The following is a 16999-nucleotide window of genomic DNA, read 5'->3' on the forward strand; positions in this document are numbered from 1 at the left end:
CATGACAACCTACGACAGCGCCCATGTCCGCCGTCCTGTCGCGCCTCCCGCGCCATGGACCCTTCATCTCGGCGGCGTCGGGCTGGCCCTCTTCGCCATCCTCAACCTCGTCGTCTTCGTGATGGTCGCCATCAATCCCGAAGCACGCAGCGTCGTGCCGATCTACCGGGTCGGCTCGCTCGGCTGGTGGGCGGGGCAGGACATTTTCGGCGAGGGTACGGCCGGCTTCATCTATCTGCCCAGCTTCGCCGTCCTTTACACGCCCTTCGCGTTGCTCGGGCCGCAGCTCGGCGACATCGCCTGGCGCGCGGTCTCGGCGGGGCTTCTCGCCTTCGGCGTCGCCGAAACGCTGCGCGTCGCACTGCCGCGTTTCGACCGGCGAACGGTCTGGCTGTCGGCCGGCGTCGCGCTGCTGGTCGCGCTGCCGGGCGCCGCCAATTCGCTGCGCAACGGCCAGGCGACGACGATTCTCTATGCGCTGATGCTCATCGCCACCGTCGCGGTGATCGAGCGGCGCTGGTGGTCGGCCGGCATCCTGCTGGCGCTCGCCTTCGCGCTGAAGCCGCTCGCGATCGTCTATATCCTGCTCGTCGCCGCGCTGCAGCCCGCTGTCATCGGGCGGTTCGTCGTGGCTCTCGTCGTCCTGATGGCCCTGCCGCTCGTCCATCCCGACCCCTCGCGCGCCCTGGAGCTCTACGGTCTCGGCATCCACAAGGTGCTGATCGCCGGTGCGCCGGATCTCGGCCGCTGGTCCGACATCACCGGCCTTCTCGGCAAGCTCGGCATCGTCGCGCCGGAGAGCGTGCTCACCGCGATGCGCATCGTCGCGGCGCTGGCGACGCTCGCGCTCGGCGCCGTCGCCTTGCGTCGGAACGGCCGCGTGCGCGGCATGATCAATCTCTACGCGCTGTCGGTCGTCTATCTCATGCTGATGAGCCCGCGAACCGAGGCGCAGACCTATCTCATGCTCGGCGCGACGCTCGGCATCGCGACCGTGCTCGGCTGGAGCGCCGACGGCGAACGCAAGCGGCCGATCCTCTATTCCGCGCTCGCGGTGATGCTGGCCGCCGGCGGCCTCGGCACCGCCATGCTGCGCGCGACGGATCTTTGGTGGGACCCGCTGCTCTGCCTCGTCTACCTGCCGTTCCTCGTCGCCGACTGCCTCAGGCGGACGGCTTCGGACGATGGCGGAAGGTGAAGAAGCGGTAGCCCGAATAGGACGCGACGGTGGAGATCGCCGTCGCGATCACCAGCGCGACGAACGGGATCGTCGCCGGCCGAAGGATCAGGATCGCGGCATAGACGCCGTAATTGATCACCGCCGAGAGCGAGGCGACGGCCGCGTAGCGCATGAATTCGCGCAGCCGTGGCCGGCCGGGCATCGGGAAGGTCCAGGTGCGGTTGATCAGCCAGCCGACGACCATCGCCGTCAGGATCGCGAAGGGGCGCGCCACCAGCGGCCCGAGCCCGGCGGCCAGCAGCAGCTGCAGCATCGCGGCGTCGACGAAGAAGGCGCTGAACCCGGCGATCGCAAAATGCACGATGTGGCGGAGCCGCGGGTTGGAGAGCGTTCGCCTGATCATCACTGCCACCACAGGACACGCCCGTCGCCATCGCGGCGGCAGCGCCAGAGCCAGGCGCCGAGATCGCGCCGCGCCAAAAGGGTCTCCAGCTCCTGCATGCGGCGTGCGGTGATCGTGTCGCGTGCGCCGAGCGTCGCATCGACGCGGCCGGGATGACACATCATCAGCGGCCGCTCGCCGCGCGCGACGAGCGCGATGTCGATCTCGCGGTCATAGGGCGTCGCCCCGGAGAAGGCGGAAAAGCCCGAGAATCCGTCATTGCTCGGAAGGCCGGCTTCCGCCAGCGCCTGCGCAAGGCCCCGGGCGTGCCAGGCGACGCCGGCCGCCTTCACCAGAAAGTGGCGGCGGGCGAGGATGCGGGAGAGCCGGTCTCCGGGATTGCGGACAAGCGGCGGCCGGCCGGGATAGCGGGCGCGGAGCGCGGCGATCAGCGCCCGGCGGACCGGCGGGAAGATATGCACATGGTGATGGCCGTCGACGAAATCCGGCGCCATGCCCGCCGCATCCTCGAAGCGGTCCAGCTGGCGGTCGACCTCGGCGGCGATCTCCGCGTCCGCGCCGCGTGCGCCGCCCTTCAGGAACAGTGACGGCGAGGGCAGGGCGCCCGAAGGCGCGAGACGCGGCATCGGCCCGAGCGGCGCGCCTGCCGTGAGGTTCAGATGCAGGCCGATCGCGACGCGGTTCTTCTGCGCAACGAGCGGCGGCGCCTCGCGCGGCCAGTCGGGCCAGGTCACCATGGCGGCCGTTGCCGAAAGCCGGTCGGCGCCGACGAGTTCGAGGATTCCGTCCGAGACCGCCGGCGAGATGGCGTAGTCGTCGGCCGAAAGCACGACACGCCGGCTCACGAAGGCATGTCGCCGACGCGGCGCCCCTGCTTGGGCTCGCTGACGCCGATCTCCTCGCCGATCAGGAAGAGCGGGCGGCGCTTCACCTCCTCATAGATGCGCGCGACATATTCGCCGAGCACGCCGAGGGAGATGAGCTGCACGCCCGAGAAGAACATGATCGAGACGATCAGCGAGGGAAAACCGGGCTGGTCGGTACCCGAAACGAGGGTACGGATCAGGAACAGCACCGCGTAGACCATGGCGAAGGCCGAGACCACCAGGCCGAGATAGGACCAGACCTTGAGCGGCACGGTCGAGAAGGACACGATTCCGTCGACAGCGAAATGCAGCAGGCGGCGGAAGTTGAAGCTGGAATGGCCCGCCGCCCGGCCGCCGACCGCGAAGGGAAGCGTGGTCTGGCGGAAGCCGATCCAGGCATAGAGGCCCTTGGAGAAGCGGGACCGCTCGCCGAGACGGTTCATCGCGTCCACGGCCCTGCGGTCGAGCAGCAGGAAGTCGACCGCCCCGCGCGGAAGCCGCGTCGCGGCGATGAGGCGGAACAGCGCGTGGAATCCGCGCGAATAGAAGCGGCGCAGTGCCCCTTCCTCCGCCATGCCCTCGCGCGAGCCGAGGACGACTTCGTACCCGGCCCGCCAGCGCTCGACAAAGGCCGGGATCATTTCCGGCGGATGCTGCGTATCGCCGTCCATGAGGATGACGGCATCGGCGGCGGCATAGTGGAGACCGGCGGCGATCGCCGTCTCCTTGCCGAAATTGCGGCTGAGCGAGATGGCGGTGAAGCGCGGGTCTTCTTCGTTCAGCCGCTTGAGACGCTCCAGCGTCCCGTCGGACGAACCGTCATTGACGAACAGCACGCTCCAGTCGACGCCGAGCCCCTCCATGACGGGCGTCAGGCGCTGCACGAAAAGCGGCAGTCCCACCGCTTCGTTAAAGACCGGCACGACGACCGTGATCCGCTCCGCCATTCACTCCGGCTCCGGCGGCGGGACGCCATGCCCCGCCGAAACGAGCGCAACCTAGCAGGATCGATCCGAATGTCATCCCGCCGCGCGGACGGGCTCCACGGCCTGGTCGGCTGCCTTGAGCTCGGCCAGGATCTCGAACGAACGGAGCCGGTCGGCATGGTCGTAGAAGTCGGAGGTGACGATGAGCTCGTCGGCGCCCGTCTCGGCCAGCATCCGCTCGAGATGACGGCGGACGGTGTCGGGGCCGCCGATCGCCGCGACGCCGAGATGCGAGCGCACATAGGCCTCCTCGCGCTCGTCCCAGAGCCCGTCCATGCTCTCGACCGGCGGCAGGAGCACGGTCGGCTTGCCGCGCACGAGATTGACGAGACGCTGGTGCTGCGTCGTCGCGAGATACTGCGCGCGCTCGTCGGTGTCGGCGGCGGTAACCGGCAGGCCGACCATGATGTAGGGCTTGTCGAGATATTCGGACGGCCGGAAATAGTGCCGGTGCACCTCGATCGCTTCCATCAGGCGCTGCGGCGCGAAATGGCTGGCGAAGGCAAAGGGGAGGCCGAGCAGCGCCGAAAGCTGGGCGCTGAAGGTCGACGAGCCGAGCAGCCAGACCGGAACGTTGGAGCCGGCGCCCGGCACGGCCCGCACCTTCTGGTTCTCGCCGGCCGGCGCGAGCAGCGCGAGCAGCTCCTGCACATTCTGCGGGAAGGCGTTGTCGTCGTCGGCGAGATCGCGCCGGAGCGCGCGCGTCGTCAGCGGATCGGTGCCCGGCGCGCGGCCGAGGCCGAGATCGATACGGCCGGGATACAGCGCTTCCAGCGTGCCGAACTGCTCGGCGATGACGATCGGCGCATGGTTGGGCAGCATCACGCCGCCGGAGCCGACGCGGATGCGGCTGGTGGCGCCGGCGACATGGCCGATCAGCACCGCCGTCGCGGAAGAGGCGATGCCGGGCATGTTGTGATGCTCGGCCAGCCAGAAGCGGTTGAAACCGAGGCGCTCGACGTGGCGGGCGAGGTCGACCGTGCGGGCGAAGGCGTCGGCGATTGTGCCGCCGGCGCGGATGGACGAAAGGTCGAGGACGGAGAGCGGCGTCTGGCCGAGTTTCGGCATGGATATGCTCCGCTGGGAGTTCGGGGGTGCCTTGAGATAGGCATCGCGGCGCCCCGGCGTCAGGGGCAAGGCCTTGATTTTCCTGCCTTGCAGCGCTGCCACACCCAAGAGGATTCGCGGGGGACTTCGCAGAGCGTAATTATCCGGTAATATGTGCGTCGATGAGGGCCGGCCAAACGAGCCCTCGCGACACCGGAGACGACCCGATTCCGATGCCGTCATCGCATGAAGAAGCCTCCCGAAAAGGGAGCATCCGACGCCTCGCCGGCCGGTCCGGCATCGTTGGCCTCGCATTGACCGTTGCGGTCATCGCCGGCCTTGGCGCCGTTCCTGCCGCTGCCCGCTCCTCGGCGCCATATCCCACCGCGGAGGAGAAGGCGAAGATCGATGCGCTGATCGTCTATTATGCGAAGCGCTACAATGTCCCGGTCGCCCTCGCCCGCAAGGTGGTGCAGACCGAGAGCGAGTACAGGCCTCTGGCTCGCAACGGTCCCTACTGGGGCCTGATGCAGATCCGTTACGACACTGCCAAGGGCATGGGATACAAGGGGCCGCCATCGGGCCTCCTCGACGCCGAGACCAATCTCGCCTTCGGCATCGCCTATCTCTCGAATTCGCTGACGGCCGCCAAGGGCAACATGTCCCGCGGCCACATGCTCTACCGCACCGGCTATTATTACGAGGCCAAGCGGCGGCGCGTTCTGGACGAGATGATTACCGTCGACAATTTCAGGCCGATCGGCCAGGCGCCGACCGTCCTCGCCATGGTCGAGAGCGCCGGCGAGACCGGCGGGCTGTGGAGCGGCGAGGAGGATGCCAGACCGGCGGATGCCTTCGCCGCGGTTCTGGCGCCGACGCCGCGGCCGAAGCCGGGCGAGCCGGAGCCGGCCGTTGCCTCGCCGACGGTCGTGCAGGCCTCCGTCGCATCGGTGGAGACGGCAAAGCCCGTGGCAGCGTCTGCGGCCGCGAAGGCCGAGGCTCCGGCGGCGATCGCCGCGGCGCCGGCCGTGGCCAAGCCGCAGGTGGTCTATGCCTCCGTGCTGCCGTTCTCGCGCTCGACCGGGCTGACCGCGCCGGCATCGACCGCGCCCGCCGTCCTCGCGGCGGCAATCGAGCCGCCGGTGATGTCGCCGGTCGCCGATCCTACGGCCCCGATTCCCCGTCCGAAGCCCGGCGCCCTTGCCAGCGTCGACGCGGAAACGGTGGATGCGTCCGCCGCCGATGTCGCGGTTGCCGCGGTCGACATGCCGGTGCCGCGTTCGCGCCCCGATGTGGCGATCGAGTCGGGTGTCGCCATGGCCGTTGCGCCGACGGCCGTCGCGCCGACCGCCGCCGAACCTGCCGCTGCCGCTGCCGCGCCGGTCGTGGTTGCCCAGTCCTCCGTGCCGGTGCCGCGTTCGCGCCCGGTCGTGACCGGGGCGCTCCAGTAGATGTCAGTCGTTTGACAGGGCGGCTCCTCTTCGATAGATAGCCGCTTGTCGCGCGGGCCTTCGGGCCCGCGCAGCGTTTTTCACGCACCCGTGGAAGGGACTTCACCGTCCTTTCCTGTCGGTCCGCTCCGGCGGGCAGAGGAGGGCGCGTGTCCCTGAACTCTTTTGCATGGGATATGCGATGTCGAAGCGTGCTTCGTCCAAACACAAGATCGACCGGCGCCTTGGCGAGAACCTCTGGGGCCGCCCGAAGAGCCCGGTCAACAAGCGCGAATACGGCCCGGGCCAGCATGGCCAGCGCCGCAAGGGCAAGGTTTCCGACTATGGCACGCAGCTGCGTGCCAAGCAGAAGCTGAAGGGCTATTACGGCAACATCTCCGAGAAGCAGTTCCGGAAGATCTATGCCGAGGCGACGCGCCGCAAGGGCGACTCGTCGGAAAGCCTGATCGGCCTGCTCGAGAGCCGTCTCGACGCCGTGGTCTATCGCGCCAAGTTCGCTCCGACCCCGTTCGCCGCGCGCCAGTTCATTTCGCACGGCCATATCAAGGTCAACGGCCGCCGCGTGAACATCGCCAGCTACAGCGTCAAGGTCGGCGACCTCATCGAGGTCAAGGAATCCTCGAAGCAGCTCGCGATCCTGATCGAGGCCACGCAGCTCGCCGAGCGCGACGTGCCCGATTACATCGAGGTCGACCACAACAAGATGACCGCGCGCTTCGCCCGTGCTCCGGGCCTCGCCGACGTTCCCTATCCGGTCCAGATGGAACCGAACCTCGTCGTCGAGTTCTACTCGCGCTGATTTCGGATCCTTCGATCTCTGCAAAGGCCGCCTCCGGGCGGCCTTTGTGTTTGTGGGCCTCCGGCCGATGCCGGTTTCGGGTCGCGCCGGGCCGCCGAACGGCTTATCACGATGGCCTTGCCGCCAGGGAGAATCGCGGATGGCGACCACGGCAGCGGCCCCTGGCCCGACCGGCCGCAACGACCTTCTCGCCTATCTGGCGGTGATCGTCACGATCGTCACCTGGGCCTCGGCCTTCGCGGCGATCCGGGTCGGGCTCCGGCATCTCTCGCCGATCGAACTCGCGGCGGCGCGCTACTGCGCGGCCGCCGTGCCGGCCGGGCTCTATCTCCTGATCGCGCGGCCGACGCTTCCCTCGAAGCGTGACCTGCTGCGCCTCGCCATTGTCGGGCCGCTGTTCATCTCGGTTTATGCCGTGTTGCTCAACACCGGCGAGCGGACGGTCCCCGCGGGACCCGCCTCGTTCATCCTTCAGGTCAATCCGGTCATCGTGGCGCTGATCGCCGCGCCGCTGCTCGGCGAGCGGTTCGGGCTCGCGGGCTGGCTCGGCACGCTCGTCTCGTTCAGCGGCGTCGGACTCATCGCTTTCGGGCGAGGGGAACATTTCGAGCTCGATCCCGGCGCGCTGCTGATCGTCGGATCGGCCTTCTGCACCTCGATCTCGACGATCCTGCAGAAGCCGCTGCTGGGGCGCATGCCCGCGCTGACGGTGACGGCCTGGATCCTGCTGATCGGTGCGCTTCCGGTGGCGCCGGCGCTGCCGTCGGCGTTCGGCGCGCTGTCGGCGGCGCCCGCAGAGACCGTGCTCTCGGTCGCCTATCTCGCCATCCTGCCGACCGTCGTCGGTTATCTCACCTGGGCGATCGCGCTGAAGCGCTTCTCGGCGGGCAGGGCGTCCAATTTCCTTTATCTGATCGCGCCCACGGCGACGATCATCGGCATCGTCTGGCTCGGCGAGGTGCCGACGCTGCTCTCGCTCGTCGGCGGCGCGATGGCGATCGGCGGCGTCCTCATCGTCAATCTGGGCCGCCGCTGAGAGCGTCTGCGTGGCGGGGCGCCGGCCGCACCGTCCCCGCCCGGCGATGCCGGCGCGCGCCGTTGACCTCTCCCGGCCCGCTGAGCTCGTCGCGGGATTGTCGCTCTCGCCCCGCGATGCTAGACCGCCCTCGAAAACGAGAGGACGCCGCCGATGATCCCGCGCTATTCGCGCCCCGAGATGACGACGATCTGGTCGCCCGAGACACGTTTCCGGATCTGGTTCGAGATCGAGGCGCATGCGCTCGATGCGCTGGCGGAACTCGGCACGATACCGAAATCGGCGGCCGAGACCGTGTGGGCGAGGGGGAAGGCCGCCGAGTTCGATGTCGCCCGCATCGACGAGATCGAGCGCGTCACCAAGCATGACGTGATCGCCTTCCTGACGCATCTCGCGGAGATCGTCGGCGAGGATGCCCGCTTCGTGCATCAGGGCATGACGTCCTCCGACGTGCTCGACACCTGCTTCAACATCCAGCTGGTCCGGGCCGCCGACATCCTGATCGCCGATCTCGACCGCGTGCTGGCGGCGCTGAAGACGCGCGCCTTCGAGCACAAGGATACGGTCACCATCGGCCGCAGCCACGGCATCCATGCCGAGCCGACGACCTTCGGCGTCAAGCTGGCGCAGGCCTATGCCGAGTTCGACCGTGCCCGCCAGCGCCTCATCGCGGCGCGCGAGGAGGTTGCCACCTGCGCCATCTCCGGCGCCGTCGGCTCCTTCGCCAACATCGATCCGCGCGTCGAGGAACATGTGGCAGAGGCGCTCGGCCTCAAGGTCGAGCCGGTTTCGACGCAGGTGATTCCCCGCGACCGGCACGCGATGTATTTCGCGACCCTCGGTGTGGTGGCCTCGTCGATCGAGCGCATCGCGACCGAGATCCGCCATCTGCAACGCACCGAGGTTCTGGAGGCGGAGGAGTATTTCTCGCCCGGCCAGAAGGGTTCCTCGGCGATGCCGCACAAGCGCAATCCCGTGCTGACCGAGAACCTGACGGGCCTCGCGCGGCTGGTGCGGGGCATGGTCGTTCCGGCGATGGAGAATGTCGCGCTCTGGCACGAGCGGGACATCTCGCATTCCTCGGTCGAGCGGATGATCGGCCCCGATGCGACGGTGACGCTCGACTTCGCGCTGCATCGCCTTGCCGGCGTCATCGAGAAGCTCGTCGTCTATCCCGAGAACATGCGCAGGAATCTCGACCGCCTCGGTGGCCTCGTGCATTCGCAGCGGGTCCTGCTCGCGCTGACGCAGAAGGGCGTATCGCGCGAGGACGCCTATGCGCTGGTGCAGCGCAACGCCATGAAGGTCTGGGAACAGGGCGCCGACTTCCTGACGGAGCTCAAGGCCGACGGCGACGTGACCGCGGTGCTGTCGCCGGCCGAGATCGAGGAGAAGTTCGACCTCGGCTACCACACCAAGCATGTCGACACGATCTTCCGCCGCGTCTTCGGCGAAATCTGAGGGGCTGGCGTTCTCGGCCGGCGAGTGGAAAAAACCTCTCGACGGGCCCGCTCCGGCCATTGTCGCGGCCATTTCCGACGCTATTTCGGAGCGGCCTTCTTCATCGTGCCGAGGTCAACGATGCCCGCTCCGCTCTACCAGATCCCGCTTCGCCGTATCGACGGAAGCGAGGCCAGCCTCGGCGATCATGCCGGCGAGGTCCTGCTCATCGTGAACGTCGCCTCGCAATGCGGGCTGACGCCGCAATATGACGGTCTGGAGGCGCTCTACCGGCGCTATCGCGGCCGCGGGCTTGCCGTGCTCGGCTTCCCGGCGAACGACTTTGCCGGCCAGGAGCCGGGGACGAACGAGGAGATCGCGAGCTTCTGCCGCTCCGCCTACGGCGTCGATTTCCCGATGTTCGCCAAGATTGCCGTCACCGGAGCGGACCGCCATCCGCTCTATGCGGCGCTGGCGGGCGAGGAGCCGATCAGCTGGAATTTCGAGAAGTTCCTGATCGCCCGCGACGGCAGCGTTGCGGCCCGCTTCTCGCCGAAGACGACACCGGAAGATCCGGCGGTGATCGCCGCCGTCGAGCGCGAACTGGCGAAGACCTGACACGCCTGCGGCCCTCGAGAGGCCGTCGGCGGTGTCGGGAGGCGGCGCGCCGCCTCCCGCGCCCAGGCTTCAGGTGTCCTCGCCATAGAGAATGCCGGCCTTGAAGACGAAGCCCGCCAGCGCGGCGCCGATGAACGGCGCGACGATGAACAGCCAGAGCTGCGAAAGCGCCTGACCGCCCGCGAAGAGAGCCGGGCCGATGCTGCGCGCCGGGTTGACCGAGACGCCGGTGACGTTGATGCCGACGATATGGATCATCACCAGCGTCAGGCCGATGGCGAGGCCGGCGAAATGGCCGAGCGCCAGCTTGTGCGTCACGCCGAGGATCACCACGACGAAGATGAAGGTCGCGACGATCTCGAAGATCAGCGCCGAAGCGGTGTTGTACTCGCCGAGATAGCCGGCGCCCCAGCCATTGGCGCCCATGCCGCCGGTCCAGCCGGAAGCCTTGCCGGTCATGATGACATAGAGCACCAGCGCGCCGATGATGGCGCCCGCGACCTGCGCGATCACATAGGTGATGAAGTCGCCCGCGCTCATCCGGCCCGCGATCAGCGCGCCGAGGCTGACCGCCGGATTGACGTGACAGCCGGAGATCGGGCCGATCGCATAGGCCATCGCGACGATGGCAAGGCCGAAGGCAAAGGCGATGCCGAGCACGCCGACCGTCGTCGCGCCGGCGATCGCAGGCCCGGCGATGACTGCCGATCCGCAGCCGAAGAAGACGAGCGTAAAGGTGCCGAGAAACTCGGCCACTGCTTTTCTCATGATGATAGTCCCCCGGTAGCGGCTTGAACTGCCGCCGCCTCGAAGCATAGCCGAGCTCGGGGAAACTGTACAAAAGTGTACGCAGCGGCGTCGGGCGCCGCTATGCGGCTCAGTCGGCGCGCGCTTCTGCGAGCATGGCGCCGGCGCCGAGCGCGAAATAGGCCGTATCGGCGCCCACGGCGATGAAATCATAGCCCTGGCTGCGATAGAGCTTCGCCTGCGCGCCGGTGAGCGCGAAGATGCCGACGCGCTTGCCGAGTCGCTGCGCGGCCTCGCGAACGCGCGTCGCCGCCGCCTGGTTGTCGGCGCGCATCGGATCGACGCTGGCCCCGTTCGCGAGTGCGATCGAGAGATCGGACGGTCCGATGAAGACGGCGTCGAGGCCCGGCACCGCGAGGATGGCGTCGAGCGCATCGAGCGCCGCGACCGTCTCGATCATCGCGAAGACAACCGTCTCGCCGTTGGCGGAGGCGAGGTAGCTGGCTGCATCGGTCCGCTTCAGCTGGATGGCGCGCGTCGCGCCCCAGCTGCGCTCGCCGACGGGCGGGTATTTCGTGGCCGCGACCAATGCCTCGGCGTCGGCGGCGGAATTGATCATCGGCGCGATGATGGCGGCCGCGCCCATATCGAGCGCGCGGCTCGCCATCGCGAAATCGCCGACCGGAACCCGCACCACCGCCGGCTTGCCGGCCATGACGACGCTGCCGATCGCGCGCATCACGCTGACCGGGTCGTGGGCACCGTGCTGCATGTCGAGCGTGACGCTGTCGAAGCCGGCGCGCGCGGCGCTTTCGGCAACGATGGCATCAGGCATCGTAACCCAGGCGGTCAGCGACGCGCCGGTGTCGAATGAAAGTGCCACCATGGAAGCTCCGCCGGTCGGGGCGGTTCAGCCCGCCGACCTGATCTCGGCGACCGACTCGGCCATCAACTCGTCCATCGTGCGGCGAATCTGATGGTCGGACTGTGCGACGCCGGCGGCGTCGAAATCCGCGCGGATCTTGCGGAAGACGTCGTCGTCGCCCGCTTCCTCGAAATCGGCCGCAACCACCTCGGTCGCATAGGCGGCGGCGTCCTCGCCGCTCTTGCCGAGCAGGCCAGCCGCCCAGATGCCGAGCTTCCTGTTGCGGCGGGCGGTCGCCTTGAAGCGCAGTTCCTCGTCGTGAGCGAACTTGTTCTCGAAAGCGTCCTTGCGCTGGTCGAACGTCGTCATCGGGTTCTCCGCTTGATCGTCGGTGGCCTTTGCCGTGTGCGGCCTTGCATATCGCGGAGGATACCCCAAATCAACGTCAACCCCTTGATCCATGCCAACGAGAGGCCGCCAGACCGGCAAAAGGGCCGCATGGATCGCTCATTGTGAATCCGGGAACGATCGGGTAGGTTCCAGCCGCTCGAACGGCTCGCCTGGAAGCCGTACGGCTGAGCTTCGCCGCGGCGAATCCCCCTACGATGGAACCCCGGCTATATGGATTTCCTCAAACCACGGTATGTGCCCATGAATCGCCGTCGGCGCATCTATGAGGGCAAGGGCAAGATCCTCTTCGAAGGACCTGAGCCCGGCACGCTGATACAGTTCTTCAAGGACGACGCCACCGCCTTCAACAAGAAGAAGCACGAGGTCGTCGACGGGAAGGGCGTGCTCAACAACCGCATCTCGGAACACATCTTCACCCATCTCAACAAGATGGGCATCCCGACGCATTTCATCCGCCGCCTCAACATGCGCGAGCAGCTGATCCGCGAAGTGGAGATCATTCCGCTCGAGATCGTCGTGCGCAACATTGCCGCCGGTTCGCTGGCGAAGCGCCTCGGCCTCGAGGAAGGCACCGTCCTTCCGCGCTCGATCATCGAGTTCTACTACAAGGCCGACCAGCTCGACGATCCGATGGTCTCGGAAGAGCACATCACCGCCTTCGGCTGGGCGACGCCGCAGGAAATCGACGACATCATGGCGCTCGCCATCCGCGTCAACGATTTCCTCTCCGGCCTCTTCCTCGGCGCCGGCATCCAGCTCGTCGATTTCAAGATCGAGTGTGGACGTCTTTGGGAAGGTGACATGATGCGGATCGTCGTTGCCGACGAGATCTCGCCCGATTCGTGCCGCCTCTGGGACGTGCAGACGCAGAACAAGCTGGACAAGGACCGCTTCCGCCGCGATATGGGCGGTCTCGTCGAAGCCTATCAGGAAGTCGCGCGCCGTCTCGGCATCCTGATCGAGCCCGAGCGCCCGTCCGGCGGTGGGCCGGTTCTGGTGCAGTAAGCCACTTCGACGGCCGCCTCCGGGCGGCCGTTGTCATTTGATGTCGCAGCGCAACCGGAGATGACATGAAGGCCCGCGTCACCGTCACCTTGAAGAACGGCGTCCTCGATCCGCAGGGCAAGGCCATCGAAGGCGCGCTCGGATCGCTGGGCTTTTCCGGCGTCAACGGCGTGCGCCAGGGCAAGGTGTTCGACATCGAGCTGACGGCGACCGACGCCGACGCGGCGAAGACCGAGCTGGAGGCCATGGCCGCCAGGCTCCTCGCCAACACGGTGATCGAGAATTATCGTGTAGAGATCGTGGGCTGAGGCACGCGTCTCCAAGTGCCGAGCCGGTTTTCCGACCCTCACCACGTTCGTCCGAGAGCTTTCGCATGAAATCCGCCGTCGTCGTCTTCCCCGGGTCCAATCGCGAGCGCGACATGATCGCGGCGCTGGAGAAGATCGGCGGCGCGAGGCCGGCCGTTGTCTGGCATGCGGAGGCCGAACTGCCGAAGGTCGATCTGATCGTCGTGCCCGGCGGCTTCTCCTATGGCGACTATTTGCGCTCCGGCGCGATCGCGGCCCGTGCGCCGATCATGGCGGCGATCGCCCGCGAGGCGGAGCGCGGCGTCGCCGTGCTCGGCGTCTGCAACGGCTTCCAGATCCTGTGCGAGGCCGGGCTTCTGCCGGGCGTGCTGATGCGCAATGCCGGGCTCAAGTTCATCTGTCGCGAGGTCGAGCTTCGGGTCGAGACGACCGCCTCGCAGTTCACGAGCGGCTATGCCGAGGGCCAGGTGATCCGCAGCCCCGTGGCGCATGGCGACGGCAATTATCGCGCCGACGAGGAGACGCTGAAGCGCCTCCAGGGCGAGGACCGGATCGCGTTCCGCTATGTCGGCAATCCGAACGGCTCGATCGACGACATCGCCGGCATCCTGTCCGAGAAGCGCAACATCCTCGGCATGATGCCGCATCCTGAAAATCTCATCGAGCCGCTGAATGGCGGCACGGACGGCCGCCCGCTTTTCGAGAGCGCGCTCCGCGCCGTCGCCTGATCCTCAGACGCTGACGGGATAGTCGGCAAGTTCCGGCAGCATCGCCTCGATGACGAAGCCGACCAGCGCCTCGGGAATGTCGAGATAGAACTCGCGCTCCGAATAGGCGCCGACGCTGGAGGCGAGGCCGCGGCAGGCAAGCCAGTCGCGGAGCGCTTCGAGATCGGCGCGGGGGGTATCCGAGAGGAACGAGACCTGCCCGCGGGCGCGGTCGGCGTCATCGGCACGCGCTTCGGCGACGCGGGAAAACTGGAGATCGATATTGGCACCGCGCTGCCGCAGCCAGATCGCCCGTTCGGTGCGCCGGAGCTCGATGAAGTCGAGCCGCTCGGTGAAGAGCGACACGACGATCTCGAACCGATCGGCGGCGACGCGGTGGGCGACGTGGTTGAAGCGCATGCGAACTCGGCTCCCGGAGTGTGATCCCGCCCGACCATCGCCGATTCCGTCACGCCGCGCAGCATTTTCGCCGGCGCCATTTACATGCGCGCGCTGCCGCACTATCCGACGCTGACGCCCTGAGAGCGAGGTTTTCCGTGCTGCCCAACGATACGCCGATCACGCCCGAGCTCGTCGCCAGCCATGGCCTGAAGCCCGACGAGTACCAGCGCATCCTCGACCTGATCGGCCGCACGCCGACCCTCACCGAGCTCGGCATCTTCTCGGCGATGTGGAACGAGCACTGCTCGTACAAATCCTCGAAGAAGTGGCTGCGCACGCTGCCGACCACGGGGCCGCGCGTCATCTGCGGACCGGGCGAGAATGCCGGCGTCGTCGATATCGACGATGGCGAGGCGATCATCTTCAAGATGGAAAGCCACAACCACCCCTCCTTCATCGAGCCCTATCAGGGCGCGGCGACCGGCGTCGGCGGCATCCTGCGCGATGTCTTCACCATGGGCGCGCGGCCGGTGGCGGCGATGAACGCGCTGCGCTTCGGCGCGCCGGAGCATCCGAAGACGCGCCATCTCGTCTCCGGAGTCGTCGCCGGCGTCGGCGGCTATGGCAACTCCTTCGGCGTGCCGACCGTCGGCGGCGAGGTCAATTTCCACCCGCGCTACAACGGCAACATCCTCGTCAACGCCTTCGCCGCCGGCCTCGCACGTGCCGATCGCATCTTCTACTCGAAGGCCGAAGGCGTCGGCCTGCCGGTCGTCTATCTCGGCTCCAAGACCGGACGCGACGGCGTCGGCGGCGCGACCATGGCCTCGGCCGAATTCGACGAGAGCATCGAGGAGAAGCGCCCGACGGTTCAGGTCGGCGACCCCTTTTCGGAGAAGCTGCTGCTTGAGGCCTGTCTCGAACTCATGCAGACGGGCGCCGTCATCGCCATCCAGGACATGGGCGCTGCCGGCCTCACCTGCTCGGCCGTCGAGATGGGCGCCAAGGGCGATCTCGGCATCGAGCTCGACCTCGACAAGGTGCCCTGCCGCGAGGAGGGCATGAGCGCCTATGAGATGATGCTCTCCGAGAGCCAGGAGCGCATGCTCATGGTGCTCAACCCGGCGCAGGAGGCCGAGGCCGAGGCGATCTTCCGCAAATGGGGCCTCGACTTCGCAGTTGTCGGCCGCACGACGGACGATCTCCGCTTCCGCATCCTCCGCCATGGCGACGTCGTGGCCGACCTGCCGATCAAGGATCTCGGCGACCAGGCGCCGGAATATGACCGGCCCTTCACCCGCAAGGCGCCGCCCGCGCCGATCGCCGCCGCCGACATTCCCGAGCCGAACGACTACGCCGCCGCGCTCGTGAAGATCGTCGGCGCGCCCGACATGGCCTCGCGCCGCTGGGTCTGGGAGCAGTATGACCATCTGATCCAGGGCAACACCGCGCTGAAGCCAGGCGGCGACGCCGGCGTCATCCGCGTCGAGGGCCATGAAAAGAAGGCCCTCGCCTTCTCGCTCGACGTGACGCCCCGCTATTGCGAGGCCGATCCCTTCGAGGGCGGCAAGCAGGCGATCGCCGAATGCTGGCGGAACCTCACCGCCGTCGGCGCCGAGCCGCTGGCCGCGACCGACAATCTCAACTTCGGCAATCCCGAGAAGCCGGAGATCATGGGACAGTTCGTGGGCGCCATCGAGGGCATCGGCACCGCCTGCCGCGCGCTCGATTTCCCGATCGTGTCCGGCAATGTCTCGCTCTACAACGAGACGAGCGGCGTCGGCATCCTGCCGACCCCGGCCATCGGCGGCGTCGGCCTCTTGCCCGATCTCTCGGTGATGGCGCGCATCGCCTTCGCGAAGGCCGGGGATGCGATCCTGCTGATCGGCAAGCCCGGCAACCATCTCGGACAGTCGATCTATCTGCGCGAGGTTCTCGGTCGCGAGGAGGGGGCTCCGCCCCCGGTCGATCTCGGCGAGGAGCGGCGGGTCGGCGATTTCGTGCGTGGTCTCATTCGCGGCGGCGGCGTCACCGCCTGCCACGATATCTCCGATGGCGGACTCGCCGTCGCGCTCGCCGAAATGGCCATGGCCGGCCGCATCGGTGCCGTGATTCGCCTGCCGGCCGATGTCGCGACGCCGCATGCGTGGCTCTTCGGCGAGGATCAGGCGCGTTATGTCGTGACCCTGGCAGCCGGGGATGTCGCCGCCGTGCTGGCGAGCGCGGCTTCGGCCGGCGTCGCGGCCTCGCAAATCGGCTCCGTCGGCGGCGACGGCTTGGATGTCGAGGGCCTGGCCACCATATCCGTTGCAAATCTGGCCGAGGCCCACGAGAATTGGTTCCCGGCTTTCATGGCGGGCGAAATCTGATCGGCCCTCCGTGACGCAGCGGCAACCGGCGGGGACTGACCATGGCGATGGATGCGCGCGAAATCGAAGGCCTGATCAAGGCGGCGCTGCCCGATGCGCGGATCGTGATCCGCGATCTCGCAGGCGACGGTGATCATTATGCGGCCGAGGTCGTATCGGAGAGCTTCCGCGGCAAGAACCGCGTGCAGCAGCACCAGATGGTCTATGCGGCCCTCAAGGGCAATATGGGCGGCGCGCTGCACGCTCTGGCGCTGCAGACGAGCGCGCCGGAATGAACATCGCGCCGTTCGGCCGTTCCGGAGGCGGGCTTTGCTTGCTTCCGGCCGGCGGACGAGCCTAGAGAAGTCCATCTCAGCGAC

The 16999-nt window shown here is 67.7% G+C and carries 19 protein-coding genes; 11 read left to right on the plus strand and 8 right to left on the minus strand.

The window, feature by feature from the left end:
• Position 1: 1 nt before the first annotated feature.
• Positions 2-1198 carry a glycosyltransferase family 87 protein gene (locus QO015_RS21140; RefSeq protein WP_266284159.1) on the plus strand — a complete coding sequence of 399 codons (1197 nt, stop codon included), beginning with the start codon at positions 2-4 and terminating at the stop codon, positions 1196-1198.
• Here QO015_RS21140 and QO015_RS21145 read toward each other — a convergent pair.
• From QO015_RS21145 to QO015_RS21160, 4 genes are all read right to left on the minus strand, one after another.
• Positions 1164-1583, minus strand: a complete 420-nt coding sequence (locus tag QO015_RS21145) for a GtrA family protein (RefSeq protein WP_266284161.1) — start codon at positions 1581-1583, stop codon at positions 1164-1166. The genes QO015_RS21140 and QO015_RS21145 overlap by 35 nt on opposite strands.
• Positions 1583-2428 (minus strand): ChbG/HpnK family deacetylase, encoded by an 846-nt coding sequence (locus tag QO015_RS21150; protein WP_266284163.1) that lies wholly within the window; start codon positions 2426-2428, stop codon positions 1583-1585. The genes QO015_RS21145 and QO015_RS21150 overlap by 1 nt, the downstream gene beginning before the upstream one ends.
• Positions 2425-3396, minus strand: coding sequence for a glycosyltransferase family 2 protein (locus tag QO015_RS21155; protein WP_266284164.1), 972 nt, complete (start codon positions 3394-3396; stop codon positions 2425-2427). Before QO015_RS21155 ends, QO015_RS21150 begins: the two co-directional genes overlap by 4 nt.
• 72 nt (positions 3397-3468) lie before the next feature.
• Entirely contained in the window at positions 3469-4503 is a 1035-nt protein-coding gene (locus QO015_RS21160) for an LLM class flavin-dependent oxidoreductase (protein ID WP_266284165.1), read from the minus strand.
• Positions 4504-4796: 293 nt separating this feature from the next.
• Here QO015_RS21160 and QO015_RS21165 point away from each other — a divergent pair, with 293 nt between their 5' ends.
• The 5 genes from QO015_RS21165 to QO015_RS21185 all read left to right on the plus strand — a co-directional run bounded on the left by QO015_RS21165 (position 4797) and on the right by QO015_RS21185 (position 9826).
• A complete protein-coding gene (locus QO015_RS21165) occupies positions 4797-5933 on the plus strand; it encodes a transglycosylase SLT domain-containing protein (RefSeq protein ID WP_266284167.1) in 1137 nt (378 codons plus the stop codon).
• 181 nt (positions 5934-6114) lie between these two features.
• Complete coding sequence (gene rpsD, locus QO015_RS21170) at positions 6115-6732, plus strand: 30S ribosomal protein S4 (protein ID WP_266284169.1); 618 nt, start codon at positions 6115-6117, stop codon at positions 6730-6732.
• A gap of 139 nt (positions 6733-6871) precedes the next feature.
• The gene (locus tag QO015_RS21175) at positions 6872-7768 is read left to right on the plus strand and encodes a DMT family transporter (protein WP_266284171.1); all 897 of its coding nucleotides are present in this window, start codon (positions 6872-6874) and stop codon (positions 7766-7768) included.
• A 153-nt stretch (positions 7769-7921) separates the two neighbouring features.
• The gene (gene purB, locus QO015_RS21180; protein ID WP_266284173.1) at positions 7922-9229 is read left to right on the plus strand and encodes an adenylosuccinate lyase; all 1308 of its coding nucleotides are present in this window, start codon (positions 7922-7924) and stop codon (positions 9227-9229) included.
• A 120-nt stretch (positions 9230-9349) separates the two neighbouring features.
• Entirely contained in the window at positions 9350-9826 is a 477-nt protein-coding gene (locus QO015_RS21185) for a glutathione peroxidase (protein ID WP_266284175.1), read from the plus strand.
• 69 nt (positions 9827-9895) lie between these two features.
• Here the strand turns inward: QO015_RS21185 and QO015_RS21190 are convergent, their stop codons facing one another.
• The 3 genes from QO015_RS21190 to QO015_RS21200 all read right to left on the minus strand — a co-directional run bounded on the left by QO015_RS21190 (position 9896) and on the right by QO015_RS21200 (position 11807).
• Positions 9896-10594, minus strand: coding sequence for an MIP family channel protein (locus tag QO015_RS21190; RefSeq protein ID WP_266284176.1), 699 nt, complete (start codon positions 10592-10594; stop codon positions 9896-9898).
• A gap of 109 nt (positions 10595-10703) precedes the next feature.
• A complete protein-coding gene (locus QO015_RS21195; RefSeq protein WP_266284178.1) occupies positions 10704-11459 on the minus strand; it encodes an HpcH/HpaI aldolase family protein in 756 nt (251 codons plus the stop codon).
• Positions 11460-11483: 24 nt separating this feature from the next.
• Entirely contained in the window at positions 11484-11807 is a 324-nt protein-coding gene (locus QO015_RS21200) for a DUF1476 domain-containing protein (RefSeq protein ID WP_266284180.1), read from the minus strand.
• 282 nt (positions 11808-12089) lie between these two features.
• On the opposite strand from QO015_RS21200, the gene purC reads away from it, so the two are divergent.
• The 3 genes from purC to purQ all read left to right on the plus strand — a co-directional run bounded on the left by purC (position 12090) and on the right by purQ (position 13890).
• A complete protein-coding gene (gene purC, locus QO015_RS21205) occupies positions 12090-12854 on the plus strand; it encodes a phosphoribosylaminoimidazolesuccinocarboxamide synthase (protein WP_266284182.1) in 765 nt (254 codons plus the stop codon).
• Between the two features lie 65 nt (positions 12855-12919).
• On the plus strand, positions 12920-13162 hold the full coding sequence (gene purS, locus QO015_RS21210) for a phosphoribosylformylglycinamidine synthase subunit PurS (protein ID WP_266284184.1): 243 nt from the start codon (positions 12920-12922) through the stop codon (positions 13160-13162).
• A 65-nt stretch (positions 13163-13227) separates the two neighbouring features.
• Positions 13228-13890, plus strand: a complete 663-nt coding sequence (gene purQ, locus QO015_RS21215; protein WP_266284186.1) for a phosphoribosylformylglycinamidine synthase subunit PurQ — start codon at positions 13228-13230, stop codon at positions 13888-13890.
• A gap of 3 nt (positions 13891-13893) precedes the next feature.
• On the opposite strand, the gene QO015_RS21220 is transcribed toward purQ, so the two are convergent.
• Complete coding sequence (locus QO015_RS21220; protein ID WP_266284188.1) at positions 13894-14289, minus strand: VOC family protein; 396 nt, start codon at positions 14287-14289, stop codon at positions 13894-13896.
• A 137-nt stretch (positions 14290-14426) separates the two neighbouring features.
• On the opposite strand from QO015_RS21220, the gene purL reads away from it, so the two are divergent.
• Together purL and QO015_RS21230 are read left to right on the plus strand one after the other, a co-directional pair.
• Entirely contained in the window at positions 14427-16640 is a 2214-nt protein-coding gene (gene purL / locus QO015_RS21225; protein WP_266284191.1) for a phosphoribosylformylglycinamidine synthase subunit PurL, read from the plus strand.
• 41 nt (positions 16641-16681) lie between these two features.
• On the plus strand, positions 16682-16915 hold the full coding sequence (locus QO015_RS21230) for a BolA family protein (RefSeq protein WP_266284192.1): 234 nt from the start codon (positions 16682-16684) through the stop codon (positions 16913-16915).
• The last annotated feature ends 84 nt before the right edge of the window (positions 16916-16999 follow it).

Source organism: Kaistia geumhonensis, assembly GCF_030815145.1.
Lineage (GTDB): Bacteria > Pseudomonadota > Alphaproteobacteria > Rhizobiales > Kaistiaceae > Kaistia > Kaistia geumhonensis.